Genomic DNA, 17,534 nt, shown 5'->3' on the forward strand with positions numbered 1-17,534 from the left:
ACCCTTCCGCCTGGAAAGTAGTGCACTATGACCCAAACCGCCCTTCCCGGCCTTGTCACGCCTCCACGCCTGCCGCAAGGCACCCTCCGGATCGTTCCGCTGGGCGGACTGGGGGAGATCGGCCGCAACATGGCCGTGTTCGAAATTGATGGCAAACTGCTCATCGTGGACTGTGGTGTCCTCTTCCCGGAGGAGACGCAGCCCGGCGTTGACCTGATCCTGCCCGATTTCTCTTACATCGAGAACCGTGTCGACGACATCGTGGCCGTTGTCCTTACCCACGGCCACGAGGACCACATCGGCGCCGTTCCATACCTCCTGCGGCTGCGCGCCGACATCCCCCTGGTGGGCTCACAGCTGACGCTGGCGCTCATCGAGGCCAAGCTGCAGGAACACCGGATCCGTCCGTACACGATGACCGTTGAAGAGGGCCAGGTCGAAAAGTTTGGCCCCTTCGAGTGCGAGTTTGTCGCGGTCAACCACTCGATCCCCGATGCTTTGGCTGTGTTCATCCGCACGGCCGGCGGCACTGTCCTGCACACGGGCGACTTCAAGATGGACCAGCTGCCCCTGGACGGCCGGATCACCGACCTCCGGCACTTCGCCAAGCTGGGTGAAGAGGGCGTTGACCTCTTTATGTCCGACTCCACCAACGCGGATGTGCCAGGCTTCACCACCGCCGAGAAGGAAATCGGACCCACGCTGGAACGGCTGTTCGGCCAGGCCACCAAGCGCATCATCGTGGCGTCCTTCTCCTCGCACGTCCACCGCGTCCAGCAGGTGCTCGACGCCGCCGCCAAGCACAACCGCAAGGTGGCCTTCGTGGGCCGCTCCATGGTCCGCAACATGGCCATCGCCGCCAAGCTCGGCTACCTGGACGTTCCTGACGGCCTCCTCGTGGACATCAAGAACATCGACAACATGCCGGACAACCGCGTGGTGCTGATGTCCACGGGTTCCCAGGGCGAACCGATGGCCGCGCTTTCCCGCATGGCCGCCGGTGACCACCGCGTGGTGGTGGGCGACGGCGACACCGTCATTCTGGCCTCCAGCCTCATCCCGGGCAACGAAAACGCCGTCTTCCGCATCATCAACGGCCTGCTCAAGCTCGGCGCGGACGTCATCCACAAGGGCAACGCCAAGGTGCACGTCTCCGGACACGCAGCCGCTGGCGAGCTGCTCTACTGCTACAACATCCTTGAGCCGCTCAACGCCATGCCCGTGCATGGCGAGACCCGCCACCTGATCGCCAACGGCAAGATCGCCATCGAGTCCGGCGTCCCCACCGCCAGCGTCATCCTTGCCGACAACGGCACCGTGATCGACCTCAAGGACCACCGCGCAGACGTGGTGGGCCAGGTTGAAGTGGGCTTTGTCTACGTGGACGGCTCCAGCGTCGGCGAAGTCACGGAAGCGGATCTCAAAGACCGCCAGACACTTGGCGATGAAGGCTTCATCTCCATCATCACCGTCATCAACCGCACCACCGGCAAGGTGGTCTCCGGACCCGAGATCCACGCCCGCGGCGTGGCCGAGGACGATTCAGTCTTCGACGAGATCATCCCCAAGATCAACGCCGCCCTGGAAGAAGCCGTGCTCAACCGCACGGACCACACCACCCACCAGCTCCAGCAGGTTGTCCGCCGAGTTGTCGGCACCTGGGTCAACCGCAAGCTGCGCCGCAAGCCCATGATCATCCCGGTGGTCCTCGAGGCGTAATAGCCCCGAAGGCAAGCGGAATGGCAAAGGCCCGGTTCTTGTAGAACCGGGCCTTTCCCATCCGCAACATGAGGCCGGGAACAGCCGGAAATCCGCGGAAAACCGCGCCAGTTCCGGTACCGTGGCACGTATGGCCACTCGTACCACTCCCGCGCCCCGAGGCACCGCTGGCGGCAAATCCAGCGCCAAAACCGGCAGCCCGGCGGGCCGCGGTGCAGGCGCCACAGCGTCCAGCCGCACCGGCGGCCGGGCTGGCTCTTCGGCCGGCACCACACGCACGCGCCAGCTTCCCGCCGTCGAACAGCGGCAGCCCTGGCTCCTGCGTATTGTCGGCGGCGCCTGGCTGGCCGTGGGCCATCTGGTCGGCGGCGGTGTCCGCAGGATCGGCTCCGACGTCAGCGACCTGCCGGCGGAGGAGCGCCGCGACGGCGCGGCCCTGTTCAACCTTGCCCTGGGCGTCTTCATCGCCACCTTCGCGTGGTGGGGAATGACCGGCTGGTTCCCCGACGCCGTCTACGGCGTGGTCAACGGCACCTTCGGCTGGATGTCACTGCTATTGCCGCTGATGCTTTTTGTGTGTGCCTTCCGGCTCTTCCGGCAGCCCGACGACGGCCGCGGAAACAACCGGGTGGGGATCGGTTTCCTCATCATGACGTTTGCGGGCTGCGGCCTTGCCCACGTAGTGGGAGGGCAGCCCACCGTTGCCGAAGGCTTCGACGGCCTCCGGCAGGCCGGCGGTATGCTCGGCTTCCTGGCCGCCTCACCCCTCGGGGCCATCCACGCGGCAGTGCCCGTGGTGATCTACGGCCTGCTGGCCTTCATCTCGCTGCTCATCATTACCGCCACCCCCTTCGGGGCCATTCCACGCCGCCTGCGGGGTGCCTATGAGCATCTGATGGGCCTGGACCTGCAGGAACCTGGCGACGGCGGGGACAGCCACGACCGCAGCTACCTCGAGGAATCGAAGGCAACCCCGGCGCCGCGGAAGAAGAAGCGGCGTTTCTTCGGCAAGGACGACGAGTCCGACGCCGGGCTGGAAGGCTACGTGGGCGACGAAGCCTTTGAGCACGCCGTCATCGACGACGACGAGACCGACGCAAAGTCGGGCCGCGGACCGCGCCCCGCTCCCGGCGTGCGCCGCCCCACCCAGGCGGAAATCGCCGTCGAAAAAATCAAAGCGGCCCAGGGCCTCGGCACTGCAGGGAGGGCTCCGGCAGAGGACAACGCCACCGAGGCCATCCCGCTGGTCACACCCGGGATGGTGGCCGCCGGCTCACTCAACGCTGCACCCGCTGCCGTTGCCCAGGTGCCTGCCAAGCCCGTCACGCCCATGCCCCTTCCGGCTCCCATTCCGCAGCGGACCGAGCAACTCTCACTGGCGGGCGACGTCACCTACACCCTGCCGCCGTCGGACGTTCTGACCCCGGGCTCCATCCCCAAGGAGCGCACCGAAGCCAACGACGCCATTGTGGCTTCGCTGACCGAGACCCTTAACCAGTTCAACGTGGAGGCACAGGTCACCGGCTTCAGCCGCGGCCCCACCGTCACCCGGTACGAGATCGAGCTCTCCCCGGGCACCAAGGTGGAGCGCGTCACCGCCCTGTCCAAGAACATCTCCTACGCCGTGGCTTCCAGCGATGTCCGGATCCTCAGCCCCATCCCGGGCAAGTCCGCCATCGGCATCGAGATCCCCAACACGGACCGCGAGACCGTTTCCCTCGGTGACGTGCTGCGCAGCCAGAACGCGCGGCGGACCGACCACCCGATGGTGATGGGCGTTGGCAAGGACGTCGAAGGCGGCTATGTTGTGGCGAACCTCGCCAAAATGCCCCACCTGCTCGTCGCAGGTGCCACTGGCGCCGGTAAGTCCTCGTTCGTGAACTCCATGATCACGTCGATCCTTATGCGGGCAACCCCGGATGAGGTCCGCATGGTCATGGTGGACCCCAAGCGTGTGGAACTGACCGCCTACGAAGGCGTCCCGCACCTCATCACGCCCATCATTACCAACCCGAAGAAGGCTGCCGAGGCCCTGCAGTGGGTGGTCCGTGAGATGGACGCCCGTTACGACGACCTCGCCAACTATGGGTTCAAGCACATCGATGACTTCAACAAGGCAGTCCGCGCCGGCAAGGTCCAGCCGCCCGTTGATTCCAAGCGCGTCATCCGGCCCTACCCGTACCTGCTGGTGATTGTTGACGAGCTCGCCGACCTGATGATGGTGGCACCGCGCGACGTCGAAGACTCCATCGTCCGCATCACCCAGCTGGCCCGTGCCGCCGGCATCCACCTGGTCCTGGCCACCCAGCGGCCCTCCGTGGACGTCGTCACCGGCCTGATCAAGGCCAACGTGCCTTCGCGGATGGCCTTCGCCACGTCCTCCGTCACGGACTCCCGCGTGGTCCTTGACCAGCCCGGTGCCGAAAAACTCATCGGCCAGGGCGATGCGCTGTTCCTGCCGATGGGTGCCTCCAAGGCCATGCGTGTCCAGGGCGCCTGGGTCACGGAGTCTGAAATCCACAAGGTGGTGGAACACGTCAAGGGCCAGCTCAAGGTCGACTACCGCCACGATGTCGCCCCCGAGGCGCCAAAGAAGCAGATCGACGACGACATCGGGGACGACCTGGAAGTGTTGCTTTCGGCCACCGAACTGGTTGTCACCACACAGTTCGGTTCGACGTCGATGCTCCAGCGCAAGCTCCGGGTGGGCTTCGCCAAGGCCGGACGGCTAATGGACCTCCTGGAGTCCAGGGGAGTGGTTGGCCCCTCCGAAGGGTCCAAGGCACGCGACGTCCTGGTGAAGCCGGACGACCTCGCATCGGTGCTGGCAGCCATGAAGGGCCAGGACGCCCTGGCCGTTGCTGATTCACAGACGGCAGCGCTCAGCGACAACGCCAACGCGAACATTGCCCAGGGCGGTTATGCGGAGGACCTCGTGCAGGCGGACCTGGACCAGCGCAGCCAGAAGGTTGAGTACTTCGACGGCGCCGACGGCACCTCGGGCGACGACGAGGACGGTTCCGAAGACGCTTGGTCACTCACCGGACGGTAGCCTAGGAGTGTGACTAGCACCGAAGCAACTGCCGCCGGCTCCAGCAGCCCAGGAATCTGGAATCTTCCCAACATCCTGACCATGCTGCGCATCGCCCTGGTGCCGTTCTTCGTCTGGTTCCTCCTCGCCGACGCCCCCGGGCTGGACAGCGAGTCAGGGCCGTGGCGCTGGGCCGCGGTGGTGGCGTTCGCCGTCGCCATCTACACCGACAAGCTTGACGGCGACATCGCCAGGAGCCGCGGCCTCGTCACCAATTTCGGCAAAATTGCAGACCCCATCGCCGACAAGCTCCTCATCGGCTCAGCCCTGGTGATGCTCTCCATCCTGAATGAACTGCCGTGGTGGGTCACCATCGTCATCCTCGTCAGGGAATGGGGCATCACCGCCCTTCGGTTCTTTGTCATCCGGTACGGTGTCATCCCGGCCTCGCGCGGAGGCAAGCTCAAGACGGTCGTTCAGACAGCCGCGATCTTCCTGTACCTCCTGCCGCTCGGCGCGCTGGCGCCGTGGCTTGTCTGGGTGGCTTTCGCCGTCATGATGGTGGCCGTGCTGATCACGGTATGGACCGGCGTCGAATACGTCATTGAAGCCCTGCGCATCCGGTCACAGGGCAAGCGGGCCGGAAAAACTACAACTGGCAACTAGGGAGCCGATGTGACCAACCTTCACCACCTGGCGGAACAGGCAGTCAAAAATGCCTTGGAAATGGGCCGCACCGTAGCGACCGCGGAGTCGCTCACTGCGGGAATGGTCAGCGCCGTTCTCGCCGACACAGCCGGAGCCTCAGGCATTCTCCAAGGCGGCGTGGTGGCCTACCAGAACTCCGTCAAAGTGGACGTCCTGGGCGTTCCGGCAGAGCTGCTGGCCGCCGCCGGATCAGTTGACGGTGCTGTCGCAGCGGCCATGGCGGCCGGGGCCAGGACTGCGCTGCATGCAGATATCGGCGTTGCCACCACAGGAGTAGCCGGCCCGGAGGAACACGACGGGAAAGCGGTGGGAACGGTGTTCATCGGGGTTGCCACAGCGGACGGTGCGTCATATGTCGAATACGCCTTCACCGGGAACCGCGCAGAGATCCGCGGACAGGCTTGTGGCGCTGCGCTGGAAAGCCTGATCGCGGCCCTATCTTCCTGAAGCTACCGGGCGTAAAGTTGCCGGGAACAAATCCCGGTGTCCATTAGTTATTACATTGTGTCGCTTCCGGAGAGCGGAGGCGCCTAGGATGAATAAACCACCACGGTTCGCTCCACGGCGGACCGAACTCATGAGGGAGCAAGGCGATACAGATGGTAAAGCAGCCCGTATCCATAAACGGCGTTGTCCGCTGGAAGGATGTGGGCCTCGCCGATCAGGCCAAGAGCGAACAGAAGGAGCGCAAGATGGTTGTACTTCGTCACGAAATCGGTGATGTCCTGCGCGATGTACGCCAGCGCCAGGGACGCACGCTCCGTGAAGTTTCGCACAGTGCCCGTGTTTCCTTGGGCTACCTCAGCGAAGTAGAGCGCGGCCAGAAGGAAGCTTCATCAGAGCTCCTCTCGTCAATCTGCTCAGCCCTGGACGTGCCGCTGTCCAGCATGCTCAGGGAAGTCAGCGACCGTGTCGCCGTCGCCGAGGGCGTTGCCGTTCCGGACACCGTTCCCCAGGAATTCTCACAGCGCTACGGCCGCGACCTTGATCGCGATTTGAGCGCTGAACTCAACAACGAACTTTCCAAGGGCCTGCTTTCCGGCGCACGGTAAGCCGTCCGCAGGAGCCAGACAGGAAGTACAGCAAAGCCTCCGGCCATGGGCCGGAGGCTTTGTTGCGTGTGGTGGCTATTTTGCCGTGTCGCCGGCGGACGGGTCCTTCGCGAAACCGTCGAGTTCAAAGAGGGAGTTGAGCTTTGCCATGTATTCGGCGAGGGTCTGCAGTTCCCCGACCGGCCACTCACCGAGCCGCTCACGGAAATCCTGGCGGCGCGCATCCTGGACCTGATGCATTTTTTCCTCGCCCTTTTCGGTGAGGCGGATCGACTGCGCCCTTCCGTCCAGGGGGTCAGCTTCCTTGAACACCAGCCCGATGCTTTCCAGGAAAGCGATCTGGCGGCTGACGGATGGCTTGCCCACTCCGATGTTCAGGGCAAGGTCTGTCAACCGGATGGGTCCCTCGCGCCGGATGACCGAAAGCAGGCCGTAGGCTGCCGGTTCCATGTCCGGGTGCACCTGCCGCGAGAGCTGATGGGACACCGACCGGGCGCGCCGCCAAAAGAGACTGATTTGGTGTTCCACGGTGTTCAGGGCCTCATCGACGGTGTCCTTGTCGGTACCTGTCCCCGCAGGGGACGTTGCCGGAAGGCCGGTTTCGGGAAGGCCTGTCGCAGGAGGGCCGTCGGCAGTGTTGCTCATAGCAACAATTCTAGGGTCCGGGACCGTGAGAGACTCTATTGGTGCGGATCAGTGACTATTGGCGGCTTATGGACGACGAATTCGGGGCTGGCTACTCCCGGGTCTTGAGCAGCACCCTGGTCCTGGCCGGGGCCGGCGGGCGAACCGCCGACCAGGCCCTCGCGGCCGGAATGAACCCGCGGCAGGTGTGGCTGGCCATCTGCGATGTCCAGGATGTGCCGCCGGAGCGGCGCCTGGGACGCGACGTCAAACCCCTGCGCGACTGACGCCGCCACCAACCGGACATCGTTCCCCAGGCTCACGTGCGCCCTTTCTGCGCTGACACGCCGCCGGATCTGTTCGAATACCTGTTCGGGTAAAGCTATGCTTTTCGTAGTGGGTTATCCACATAGGCGATGTCATCCGGCCAGAATGTCAGCGGGTGCCATTAGCGTCAGAGATGACCAAGAAATGGCCGCTGAGGCCACTCCAAAGCGAGAAAGCATTAGAGGTGTGAACCATGGCGGCAGCCCCGGATCGTCAAAAGGCGCTCGACGCAGCGCTGGCACAAATTGACAAGCAGTTCGGCAAGGGCTCGGTCATGCGGCTGGGCGATGAAGTCCGTGCCCCCATCGAGGTCATCCCCACCGGATCCATCGCGTTGGACGTGGCCTTGGGAATTGGCGGCCTGCCCCGCGGCCGCGTCGTGGAGATCTACGGCCCGGAATCTTCGGGTAAGACCACCGTGGCACTGCACGCTGTTGCCAACGCGCAGCGCCTGGGCGGCATTGCCGCCTTCATCGATGCCGAGCACGCCCTCGACCCCGAATACGCCGCCAGGCTGGGCGTGGATACGGACGCCCTCCTGGTCTCGCAGCCGGACACAGGCGAGCAGGCCCTGGAAATCATGGACATGCTGATCGGCTCCGGCTCGCTGGACGTCATCGTCATCGACTCCGTTGCTGCCCTGGTGCCGCGCGCGGAAATCGAGGGCGACATGGGCGACAGCCACGTGGGTTTGCAGGCACGCCTCATGAGCCAGGCGCTGCGTAAGATCACCGGCCGCCTGAGCCAGACCAAAACCACCGCCATCTTCATCAACCAGCTCCGTGAAAAGATCGGCGTGTTCTTCGGTTCCCCGGAGACCACCACCGGCGGTAAGGCCCTGAAGTTCTACGCGTCCATCCGCATCGACGTCCGTCGGATCCAGACGCTCAAGGAAGGTGCCGACTCCGTCGGTAACCGCACCAAGGCCAAGATCGTCAAGAACAAGATGGCCCCGCCCTTCAAGATCGCCGAATTCGACATCATCTATGGCCAGGGCATTTCCCGCGAGGGCGGCATCATCGACATGGGCGTGGAGCACGGCATCATCAAAAAGTCGGGTTCGTGGTTCACGTACGACGGCGACCAGCTCGGCCAAGGCATGGAGAACTCCCGCCGGTTCCTGCGCGACAACCCCGAGCTGGCGACCGAACTGGAGCGCCTGATCAAGGAGAAGCTTGGTGTCGGGGTAGTCAAGCCCGCCGAAGCCGATGTCAAAGACACGCCGAAGCTGAAGGCTGTTGACGGCTTCTAGGGATGCCCCTGACGTGACGGTCGGGCAGAGCGCCGGATGGCGTGCGGCCGGGCAGGACGCCGGATCGGGGCGACGGCAGCGGAGACGGGGCGGACGCCCCGGCTTCGGGCCGGACGGACCCGATCCGGATGCTGCCCTCACCGGAGACGCCGACGCAAACGCAGACGCCGAACCGGATCCAGCGTCCGTGGCGCGGGCCATCGTGCTCCGGCAGTTGACCAGTTCGGCCAAAAGCCGGCTCCAGCTGGCTAGGAAACTGGCCGAGCGGAACATTCCGGAGGATTTGGCGGAAGCCGTCCTGGACCGCTTCCAGGAGGTCCGCCTCATTGACGACGCCGAGTTCGCCGACATGTGGGTGCGCAGCCGGTCGCAGTCTCGGAAGCTCGCCAAAGGGGCCCTCCGGCGCGAACTGGCGGACAAAGGAATTGACGCGGACACCGCTGCCGCCGCACTGGAACAGCTTTCCGACGCGGACGAGGAAGTGTCGGCCCGGCTCCTGGTGGAACGCAAGCTCCGGGCAGGCACGGATTTGTCGGACCGCGCCGAGCAGGACAAGATCACCCGGCGGCTGGCGTCAATGCTTGCCCGCAAGGGCTATCAGCCGTCGCAGGCGTTCCGGATCGTCGGCGAGGTGCTCGACGCACATGCGGAGACCCAAACAGACGCACCGGATGCCCTGCCGGATCTGTAGGCCCGGGGAAGCGGTGCCCCCGCCGATAAGGCAACCTGAGCGATCCCGCAACCGTAGCGACCCGGTACCCTTAACAGGTGAGTTTGACCATTCCTTCCCCCGCATCCGGTACCGCCCCGTCAGCCGACCCAGCCCTCCAGCAGCCCCGTACCTATCAGGTGCGCACGTTCGGCTGCCAGATGAACGTGCATGATTCGGAGCGGATGGCCGGCATGCTCGAGGAAGCGGGCTACGTACCGGCCAGCGGTGAACAGGCCGACGTCGTGGTGTTCAACACTTGCGCGGTCCGGGAAAACGCGGACAACAAGCTCTACGGCAACCTGGGCATGTTAGCGCCCGTCAAGGCCGCCAACCCGGGTATGCAGATCGCCGTGGGAGGCTGCCTGGCCCAGAAGGACCGCGAGACCATCCTGAAAAAGGCTCCCTGGGTGGATGCTGTCTTCGGCACCCACAACGTCGGAGCCCTCCCGGCACTGTTGGACCGGGCCCGGCACAACAACGAAGCCCAACTGGAGATCCTCGAATCCCTGGACGTCTTCCCCTCCACACTGCCCACAAAGCGTGACTCGGTCTATTCCGGCTGGGTTTCCATCTCGGTCGGCTGCAACAACACCTGCACGTTCTGCATCGTCCCGGCCCTGCGCGGGAAGGAAAAGGACCGCCGCCCGGGCGACATCCTGGCTGAAATCCAGGCCCTGGTGGATGACGGCGCCATCGAAGTCACCCTGCTGGGCCAGAACGTGAACTCCTACGGTGTGGAGTTCGGTGACCGGCAGGCGTTCTCCAAACTCCTGCGCGCGTGTGGGGAAATTAAAGGCCTGGAACGGGTCCGCTTCACCAGCCCCCACCCCGCCGCCTTCACCGACGATGTCATAGACGCCATGGCCGAAACCCCCAACGTGATGCCGCAGCTGCACATGCCGCTGCAGTCCGGGTCCGACAAAGTCCTGAAGGACATGAAACGGTCCTACCGTTCCACCAAGTTTTTGGGCATCCTGGACAAGGTCCGCGAGAAGATCCCGCACGCCGCCATCTCCACTGACATCATTGTCGGCTTCCCCGGCGAAACCGAGGAAGACTTCCAGGCCACCCTTGACGTTGTGGAGCAGTCGCGCTTCGCGACGGCTTTCACCTTCCAGTACTCGAAGCGTCCGGGTACTCCCGCGGCGGACTTGCCGGACCAGCTTCCTAAGGCCGTGGTCCAGGAGCGATTTGAACGCCTGACCGCACTGCAGGACAGGATCGCCGCCGAGGAAAACGCCACGCAGCTTGGCCGCCGGGTAGAAGTGATGGTCACCGCCCACTCAGGGCGCAAGTCCGAAGAAACCCACAGGCTGTCCGGCCGGTCCGAGGACCAGCGACTGGTGCACTTCTCCGTTCCCGAGGGGGCAGAGGTGCCGCGTCCGGGGGACCTGGTCACCGTCACCATCACCGAGGCCGCAGCCTTCCACCTCGTGGCCGACCCGTCGTTGCAGGACTACAGCCTGCGGCGTTCCCGCGCGGGGGACGCCTGGGACAGGTCCCAGGCAGATTCGTGCGGCGCTCCCGTGCCGGCTGCCGCAGGCGGCGCCGGCCGCACCGGAGTCTCGCTGGGGATGCCCACGCTGCCGGTACGGAGCCGCTGACCGGTGGTCCAGCCTCCGGTTATTGCTGTTGTTGGTCCCACAGGGTCAGGTAAGTCCGATCTAGCCGTGAATCTTGCCCTGGAGCTGGACGGCGAGGTCATCAATGCCGACGCCATGCAGTTCTATCGCGGGATGGACATAGGCACCGCCAAGATCACGCCGGCAGAGCGCAAGGGTGTTCCCCACCACCTTCTGGACATCCTGGACGTCACGGAGGAGGCCAGCGTTTCAGACTTCCAGCAGCAGGCCCGGAGCATTGTCAGCGATATCCACGCGCGCGGCAAGCGAGCCATTCTGGCGGGCGGTTCGGGTCTCTACGTGCGGGCCGCCCTCGACGTCCTCGAATTCCCGGGCACGGATCCTGTCCTCCGGCAACGGCTCGAGGCTGAGCTCGATGAAGCTGGCCAGGATGCCCTCCTGGCACGGCTCCGGGAGGTGGATCCGGTGTCAGCGGGCCGTGTCTCCGATGCGCGCCGGATCATCAGGGCGCTCGAAGTCCATGAGCTCACCGGCCGGCCCTTCAGTTCCTTTATGCCCCAGCGGGAGTATTTCCAGCCTGCCGTCCAGATCGGCCTGGCCGTGGACCGCGACGTCCTCCGTGAACGGCTGGCACTGCGGGTCCACAACATGGTGGACCAGGGGCTGTTGGGGGAAGTGCGCCAGCTGGACACGGCCGGTCTCCGCGGCGGCAAAACTGCGCCGAGGGCCCTCGGCTATGCCCAGTTCCTGAAAGTGCTCGCCGGCGGTTCAACAGTTGGCGAGGCTGCCGAGGACACCATTGTGGCCACGCGGCAGTTCGCCAGGCGCCAGCTCACGTGGTTCCGCGCCGATCCCCGCATCACTTGGCTGGACTGGCAGGCGCCGGACCTTGCGGCCCAGGCCGTGGCTCTCAGCCGGTAATCTAGGACCATGGACGCAACTCCCGCAGAGACCACAGAGCCCGTCTTCCACACCTTGGGCGGACTCCGCTTCTCCAAGGGACACGGCACCGGCAACGACTTTGTGCTGGTCGCCGACCCAGACGGCGTCCACACCATCGACGCCGGCCAGGTAGCCGCGCTCTGCGACCGTCACCGCGGGATCGGCGGCGACGGACTGATCCGGGCCGTCCCCTCCCGGTACCTCTCCGAAGGTCGCGAGCTGCTGCTGAGCAGCCCCGAGGCCGAATGGTTCATGGACTACCGCAACGGCGACGGGTCGCTCTCGGAAATGTGCGGCAACGGGGTCCGCGTATTTGTGCACTTCCTGCGTGCCGAGGGCTTGGTTGACCTGCCCGACGGCGGCGCGCTCACCATCGGGACGCGCGGCGGCGTCAAGACCGTGGTCCGGACAGGGGACAGCTATGCGGTGGACATGGGCGCGTGGGAATTCATTTTCCCCGGCGACGCGACCGCGAAAGCCATGGACTCGCTGGTAACCGCAGACGGCCTGGAAGTGCCCCGCCCGGCCCTGTCAGTGAGCATGGGCAACCCGCACACCGTGGTGGCACTGGCTGAACTGTCCGAATTGGAAGCCACCAGGCTCTACACTGCTCCGAAGGTCGATCCGGTGCCGGCCAATGGAACCAACGTTGAATTCGTCGTGCCTGCCGAACCGCTGGTCCACAAGGGGATCGGCACCATCACCATGCGCGTCCATGAGCGGGGTGTGGGCGAGACCCAGTCCTGTGGAACAGGCGCGTGCGCCGCCGCAGTGGCCATCCGGCACTGGGCCGGGGCGGAAGCGCCGGACTCCTGGCAGGTCAACGTGCCGGGCGGCGTGGTCGGGGTCAAGTTCTTCGCCGGGGCGGGCGGGCACGAGCACGTCGAGCTCAGCGGGCCCGCCGTAATTGTGGCTACTGGGACGCTTTCCTGACCCGAAGGATGCGGAAGGACTTGGACGTGGACTCCCGGCTCACGGCGAAGGATGCATCCAGTTCCGTCGCGAGCCAGCGCTGAAGCGAATCCGAGCCCAGGTTTTTTTGGACCACCAGCCACGCGGAGCCGCCCGGCGCCAGCCGGGGCAGCCACAGCTTCAGGAGGCTGTGGAGTTCATCCTTGCCGATCCGGATGGGCGGATTGGACCAGATCGTGTCAAAGCGCAGGTCCGGGTCCACCGCCTCCGGAGTGCTGGCCAGCACGTTGCCCAGGCCCAGCAGGGACGCATTCTCGTTGGTCAGCGTGATGCAGCGTTCATTGACGTCCACGGCGTAGACCTTGGCGTGTGGCGCCCGCAATGCGAGGGTCAGGGCAATGGGCCCCCAGCCGCAGCCGATGTCAAGGAGGTTGCCTGTGGGGTCCGGGGCCGGGACCTCGGCCAGGAGCACCGCCGTCCCCTTGTCGATGCCGTCGGGGCTGAAGATGCCGCCGGACGTCTGCAGCGTGCGTGTCTCGCCGGCCAGTTCCACGGTGAGCGGCTTGCGGGTGAACGGCCCGGCGGGCGATGCGCTGAAATAGTGTGCGGACTCCATAACTGGCCAGATTAGTTGGCCGGGGTGGACAATGCGAAACCGCGGGCACCGCTTCTGCTAATCTTGAACCCATGTTCTTGATCTTCGAGTAGCCGGCACGGCCGGTGTCCCTCCCGGACGCCGCCTGTTCCGAAGCCGTGCCCCGCAGCGATGCAGGTATTAACCTTCCGCAAGTGCGCCACATGCCAGGTTTTCCGTATCTGGTATGCCGCCGGGCAATACTCGAGCGATCTGCCGCCGCCGGTCCTTGCTGTTTTGCCCGCGCTTCCACCACTCCACGCATCCCCGGATGCGAAGACTCCCTGCGCGGCCCGGTCCCGACCGGCGCGCAGCAGACCAGGAGGCCCGGATGACTGCAAGCCGTCAGCCCAGCGCGAATACTTCACCACTGAACAACGATCGGCACTATTCTGAAAATGCCGAAACTTCAAAGGAGACCATGACCAGCCAGCCCAACACCGGTTCAGATCCAGCAGCCCAGGACATGAGTCCCGAGGAGATCCAAGCTGTCATCGACCGGATTCTCGCCAAGGACGTACCGGCCAGGAACGTCACCGCCGCAGACGGTGACAAGAGCGTGTTCGGCAGGGCCCAGGCGATCTCCCGCTTGGACGACGAACACACCAGCTACGACGGCGACCAGCAGGACCGGGAGGAACGCCGGGCGCTGAAGCGCGTGGCCGGGCTGTCCACCGAACTCGAAGATGTCACCGAGGTCGAATACCGGCAACTGCGGCTCGAACGTGTGGTCCTGGCTGGGCTATGGTCCGAAGGCACCTTGGCGGACGCGGAGAATTCCCTGCGTGAGCTCGCCGCCCTCGCCGAAACAGCAGGCTCGGAAGTCCTGGACGGGATGGTGCAGCGCCGTGCCAAACCGGACCCGGGCACGTTCCTGGGTTCCGGAAAGGCCCTCGAGCTCAAGGAAATCGTGATGGCCACCGGGGCTGACACCGTTGTGGTGGATGCCGAACTGGCACCGTCCCAGAGGCGTAGCCTCGAGGACATTGTCAAGGTCAAAGTCATTGACCGCACGGCCCTGATCCTGGACATCTTTGCCCAGCACGCCAAGAGCCGTGAAGGCAAGGCCCAGGTGGAACTGGCGCAGCTCGAATACCTCCTGCCACGACTGCGTGGCTGGGGTGAATCGATGTCCCGCCAGGCCGGTGGCCAGGTGGGCGGCGCTGGCGCCGGCATGGGTTCGCGCGGACCGGGTGAAACAAAAATCGAACTGGACCGTCGCCGGATCCGGACCCGCATGGCCAAGCTGCGGCGCGAGATCGCTGCAATGAAGCCGGCGCGGGAGACCAAGCGGGCCAACCGCCGTCGTAATTCAGTGCCTTCGGTTGCGATTGCCGGGTACACCAACGCCGGGAAGTCATCGCTGCTGAACAGGCTGACCGACGCCGGCGTGCTGGTGGAGAACGCACTCTTCGCCACCCTGGATCCCACCGTGCGAAAGGCAGAGACCTCCGATGGCCTCGGCTACACCCTGGCGGACACCGTGGGTTTTGTCCGTTCACTGCCCACCCAGCTGGTGGAGGCCTTCCGCTCCACGTTGGAGGAAGTGGCTGACGCGGATCTGATCCTGCACGTGGTGGACGTGTCCCACCCGGACCCCGAGGGCCAGATTGCCGCTGTCCGCAAGGTCTTCAGCGAAGTGGATGCCCGCAAGGTGCCCGAAATCATTGTCCTGAACAAGGCCGATGCCGCGGATCCTTTTGTGGTGGAGCGCCTCAAGCAGCGCGAGCCGCGCCACGTAGTGGTCTCGGCACGCACAGGCCAGGGGATCCCCGAACTGCTGCATGCCATCAGTGAGGGGATTCCGCGGCCCGGCGTGAAGCTGGAGCTCCTTATTCCCTACGACCGCGGTGACCTGATCAGCAAACTGCACGAGACCGATGCCGAGATCCTGAGCCTGGATCACGGCGAGCACGGTACCCGTGTTTTGGTGATGGTGCGTGAGGGCCTTGCGGCTGAACTGGAACCCTTCATCAACCATGACTGAGGTTGCGGCAGGGGAAGTCAAAGGTACGGCCGGCGAGCAGTTCGTGATCGAATTGCTCGACCGCGCCGTGGCCGGCATGGGCGGTCAAAGCCGCAGTGGGCAGCACGAGATGGCCAGGCAGGTGGCCAAGGCCATCGAAACCGGCGACCACCTCTTGGTTCAGGCCGGAACGGGGACCGGAAAGTCGCTGGCCTACCTCATTCCGCTCATTGCGCACTCGCTGGTGAGCAACAAACCCACCTTGGTGTCAACGGCCACGCTTGCGCTGCAGACCCAGATTGTGGGCCGCGACCTTCCCCGGCTGCTGAAGACCATCACCCCTGCCCTGGACCGCCCGGTCAAGGTGGCCCTGGTCAAGGGTCGCTCCAACTATGTCTGCCAGCACAAGCTCGAAGGCGGGTTCCCCTCCGAGGAACCCGCCGAGGGCCAGCTGTTCTCCCTCGGCGAAGACACCAGCGTCCCGCATTTCGCCGCCGCATTGGGCGGGCCCTCGTCCCAGCTGGGCAAGGAAGTGGTGCGCCTGCGCGAGTGGGCGGAGAAGACCACCACGGGCGACCGTGACGAACTCCTGCCCGGCGTTACTGACCGGGCCTGGCGGCAAGTTTCGGTGACGTCCATGGAATGCCTGGGGGCCCAAAAATGCCCCATGGCAGCCGAATGCTTCAGCGAACTGGCTCGCCACGACGCCGCCGAGGCCGACGTTGTGGTCACCAACCATGCCATGCTCGCTGTCAGCGCCTTTGAAGGCCTGGCAGTGCTTCCCGAATACGACGTTGTGGTGGTGGACGAGGCCCACGAACTGCAGGACCGGGTCACCGGTGCGGTATCGGGGCAACTCTCCGTGGCAATGGTCCACGCTGCGGCGTCGGGCGCTCGGAAACACACGGCCATCACTGTGGATGCCCTCAACGCAGCTGCCGCCAACCTGGAACTCGCCTTGGCCGGCGTGCCCAACGGGCTGCTCCCGAATGGCCTCAACGACGAACAGCTGGATTGTGTGGACCAATTGCGTGAGGCCTGCCGCGCCGCGCTGTCCGATTCCAAGGGGGACGGCAGCCAAACGGCCGACGGCGGGCGGCAGCTCGCGCGCTCACGCCTGATGCTGATCCTCGAGCTGTGCGAGCGGCTGATCGTGGCCCGTGAAAACCGCGAGGTTGTGTGGTTTTCCCGCGCAAGTTCCTTCGATCCGCAACAGGGCTATGCGCAGCCCGACGACTCTGCGCCGGTCCTGGTCAACATCGCGCCGCTTAGCGTTGCCGGCAAGCTCCGCGAAGGGCTGTTCGCCGGCCACACGGTTGTGCTGACCTCGGCAACCCTGGCCATCGGCTCAGCCTTTGAACCGACCGCCGGCGGCTTGGGACTGGTGGGGGAGGGCGCGCCCAGCTGGAGCGGGATCGATGTCGGATCGCCCTTCGACTATCCCAAACAAGGGATCCTCTACGTCGCAGGGCACCTCCCCAAGCCGGGCCGCGGGGCGTCGCCGGAGGCCCTCGATGAACTTGAGGCGCTGATCCGCGCGTCCGGCGGCGGCGCCCTGTGTCTGTTTTCGTCGCGCCGAGCCGCCGAGGAGGCCGCTGAAGCGATGCGTCCCCGGCTTGGCCTCAGCATTCTCTGCCAGGGCGACTCCACCATGACGGCCCTGGTGAAGCAGTTCGCGGACGAGCCCGATACCTGCCTGTTCGGCACCATGTCCCTGTGGCAAGGCGTTGATGTTCCGGGTGGATCATGCAGGCTGGTGGTGATCGACCGCATCCCGTTCCCGCGGCCGGATGACCCGCTGATGACCGCACGGTCCCGCGCCGTTGCGCAGGCCGGCGGAAACGGCTTTATGGCGGTATCGGCGACCCACGCGGCCATCCGCCTGGCCCAGGGCGCGGGAAGGCTGATCCGTTCCACCGGAGATAAAGGTGTGGTGGCGGTGCTTGATTCCCGGCTGGCCACCGAGCGCTACGCCGGATTCCTCCGCGCCGCTCTGCCGCCGTTCTGGCCCACCACGGACCGCAAGACCGCGTTCGCCGCCCTGGAAAGGCTGGCCGGAAAGGGCGCCTGAC

At 65.3% G+C, this 17,534-nt stretch carries 15 protein-coding genes; 13 read left to right on the forward strand and 2 right to left on the reverse strand.

Annotated features, from left to right (window positions below; genetic code table 11):
* Positions 1-27 precede the first annotated feature (27 nt).
* The 5 genes from NG698_RS17140 (at position 28) to NG698_RS17160 (ending at position 6,510) form a co-directional block, all read left to right on the forward strand.
* Positions 28-1,719, forward strand: a complete 1,692-nt coding sequence (locus tag NG698_RS17140) for a ribonuclease J (protein ID WP_252602113.1) — start codon at positions 28-30, stop codon at positions 1,717-1,719.
* Between the two features lie 130 nt (positions 1,720-1,849).
* Positions 1,850-4,771, forward strand: a complete 2,922-nt coding sequence (locus tag NG698_RS17145; RefSeq protein ID WP_252611196.1) for an FtsK/SpoIIIE family DNA translocase — start codon at positions 1,850-1,852, stop codon at positions 4,769-4,771.
* 9 nt (positions 4,772-4,780) lie between these two features.
* Positions 4,781-5,416, forward strand: a complete 636-nt coding sequence (gene pgsA, locus NG698_RS17150) for a CDP-diacylglycerol--glycerol-3-phosphate 3-phosphatidyltransferase (RefSeq protein ID WP_252611198.1) — start codon at positions 4,781-4,783, stop codon at positions 5,414-5,416.
* Between the two features lie 9 nt (positions 5,417-5,425).
* On the forward strand, positions 5,426-5,905 hold the full coding sequence (locus tag NG698_RS17155; protein WP_252611200.1) for a CinA family protein: 480 nt from the start codon (positions 5,426-5,428) through the stop codon (positions 5,903-5,905).
* 152 nt (positions 5,906-6,057) lie between these two features.
* Positions 6,058-6,510 (forward strand): helix-turn-helix domain-containing protein, encoded by a 453-nt coding sequence (locus tag NG698_RS17160; protein ID WP_111906474.1) that lies wholly within the window; start codon positions 6,058-6,060, stop codon positions 6,508-6,510.
* Between the two features lie 75 nt (positions 6,511-6,585).
* On the opposite strand, the gene NG698_RS17165 is transcribed toward NG698_RS17160, so the two are convergent.
* Positions 6,586-7,155: a MarR family winged helix-turn-helix transcriptional regulator gene (locus NG698_RS17165; protein WP_104063364.1), complete on the reverse strand. Its 570-nt coding sequence runs from the start codon at positions 7,153-7,155 to the stop codon at positions 6,586-6,588.
* 41 nt (positions 7,156-7,196) lie between these two features.
* On the opposite strand from NG698_RS17165, the gene NG698_RS17170 reads away from it, so the two are divergent.
* From NG698_RS17170 to dapF, 6 genes are all read left to right on the forward strand, one after another.
* On the forward strand, positions 7,197-7,421 hold the full coding sequence (locus NG698_RS17170; RefSeq protein ID WP_252611202.1) for a DUF3046 domain-containing protein: 225 nt from the start codon (positions 7,197-7,199) through the stop codon (positions 7,419-7,421).
* 233 nt (positions 7,422-7,654) lie between these two features.
* On the forward strand, positions 7,655-8,713 hold the full coding sequence (gene recA / locus NG698_RS17175) for a recombinase RecA (RefSeq protein WP_104063365.1): 1,059 nt from the start codon (positions 7,655-7,657) through the stop codon (positions 8,711-8,713).
* Positions 8,714-8,900: 187 nt separating this feature from the next.
* Complete coding sequence (locus tag NG698_RS17180; RefSeq protein WP_252611275.1) at positions 8,901-9,404, forward strand: regulatory protein RecX; 504 nt, start codon at positions 8,901-8,903, stop codon at positions 9,402-9,404.
* 77 nt (positions 9,405-9,481) lie between these two features.
* Positions 9,482-11,029, forward strand: a complete 1,548-nt coding sequence (gene miaB, locus NG698_RS17185; RefSeq protein WP_252611209.1) for a tRNA (N6-isopentenyl adenosine(37)-C2)-methylthiotransferase MiaB — start codon at positions 9,482-9,484, stop codon at positions 11,027-11,029.
* 3 nt (positions 11,030-11,032) lie between these two features.
* Complete coding sequence (gene miaA, locus NG698_RS17190) at positions 11,033-11,929, forward strand: tRNA (adenosine(37)-N6)-dimethylallyltransferase MiaA (protein WP_252611211.1); 897 nt, start codon at positions 11,033-11,035, stop codon at positions 11,927-11,929.
* Between the two features lie 9 nt (positions 11,930-11,938).
* Positions 11,939-12,883, forward strand: coding sequence for a diaminopimelate epimerase (dapF, locus tag NG698_RS17195; RefSeq protein ID WP_252611213.1), 945 nt, complete (start codon positions 11,939-11,941; stop codon positions 12,881-12,883).
* Here dapF and NG698_RS17200 read toward each other — a convergent pair.
* Positions 12,864-13,478: a class I SAM-dependent methyltransferase gene (locus tag NG698_RS17200; protein WP_252611214.1), complete on the reverse strand. Its 615-nt coding sequence runs from the start codon at positions 13,476-13,478 to the stop codon at positions 12,864-12,866. The genes dapF and NG698_RS17200 overlap by 20 nt on opposite strands.
* 439 nt (positions 13,479-13,917) lie before the next feature.
* Here NG698_RS17200 and hflX point away from each other — a divergent pair, with 439 nt between their 5' ends.
* A complete protein-coding gene (gene hflX, locus NG698_RS17205) occupies positions 13,918-15,483 on the forward strand; it encodes a GTPase HflX (RefSeq protein WP_252611216.1) in 1,566 nt (521 codons plus the stop codon).
* Positions 15,476-17,533 (forward strand): ATP-dependent DNA helicase, encoded by a 2,058-nt coding sequence (locus tag NG698_RS17210; protein ID WP_252611218.1) that lies wholly within the window; start codon positions 15,476-15,478, stop codon positions 17,531-17,533. The genes hflX and NG698_RS17210 overlap by 8 nt, the downstream gene beginning before the upstream one ends.
* Position 17,534 lies beyond the last annotated feature (1 nt).

It is taken from the genome of Pseudarthrobacter raffinosi, from assembly GCF_023913735.1.
GTDB classification, from domain to species: domain Bacteria; phylum Actinomycetota; class Actinomycetes; order Actinomycetales; family Micrococcaceae; genus Arthrobacter; species Arthrobacter raffinosi.

Bases quoted from the DNA above. Each gene is read 5' to 3' on its own strand.
- recA (WP_104063365.1), top strand. From the start codon at position 7,655: ATGGCGGCAGCCCCGGATCGTCAAAAGGCGCTCGACGCAGCGCTGGCA.
- NG698_RS17160 (WP_111906474.1), top strand. From the start codon at position 6,058: ATGGTAAAGCAGCCCGTATCCATAAACGGCGTTGTCCGCTGGAAGGAT.
- NG698_RS17140 (WP_252602113.1), top strand. From the start codon at position 28: ATGACCCAAACCGCCCTTCCCGGCCTTGTCACGCCTCCACGCCTGCCG.
- NG698_RS17145 (WP_252611196.1), top strand. From the start codon at position 1,850: ATGGCCACTCGTACCACTCCCGCGCCCCGAGGCACCGCTGGCGGCAAA.
- NG698_RS17165 (WP_104063364.1), bottom strand. From the start codon at position 7,155: ATGAGCAACACTGCCGACGGCCCTCCTGCGACAGGCCTTCCCGAAACC.
- hflX (WP_252611216.1), top strand. From the start codon at position 13,918: ATGACCAGCCAGCCCAACACCGGTTCAGATCCAGCAGCCCAGGACATG.
- NG698_RS17200 (WP_252611214.1), bottom strand. From the start codon at position 13,478: ATGGAGTCCGCACACTATTTCAGCGCATCGCCCGCCGGGCCGTTCACC.
- NG698_RS17210 (WP_252611218.1), top strand. From the start codon at position 15,476: ATGACTGAGGTTGCGGCAGGGGAAGTCAAAGGTACGGCCGGCGAGCAG.
- dapF (WP_252611213.1), top strand. From the start codon at position 11,939: ATGGACGCAACTCCCGCAGAGACCACAGAGCCCGTCTTCCACACCTTG.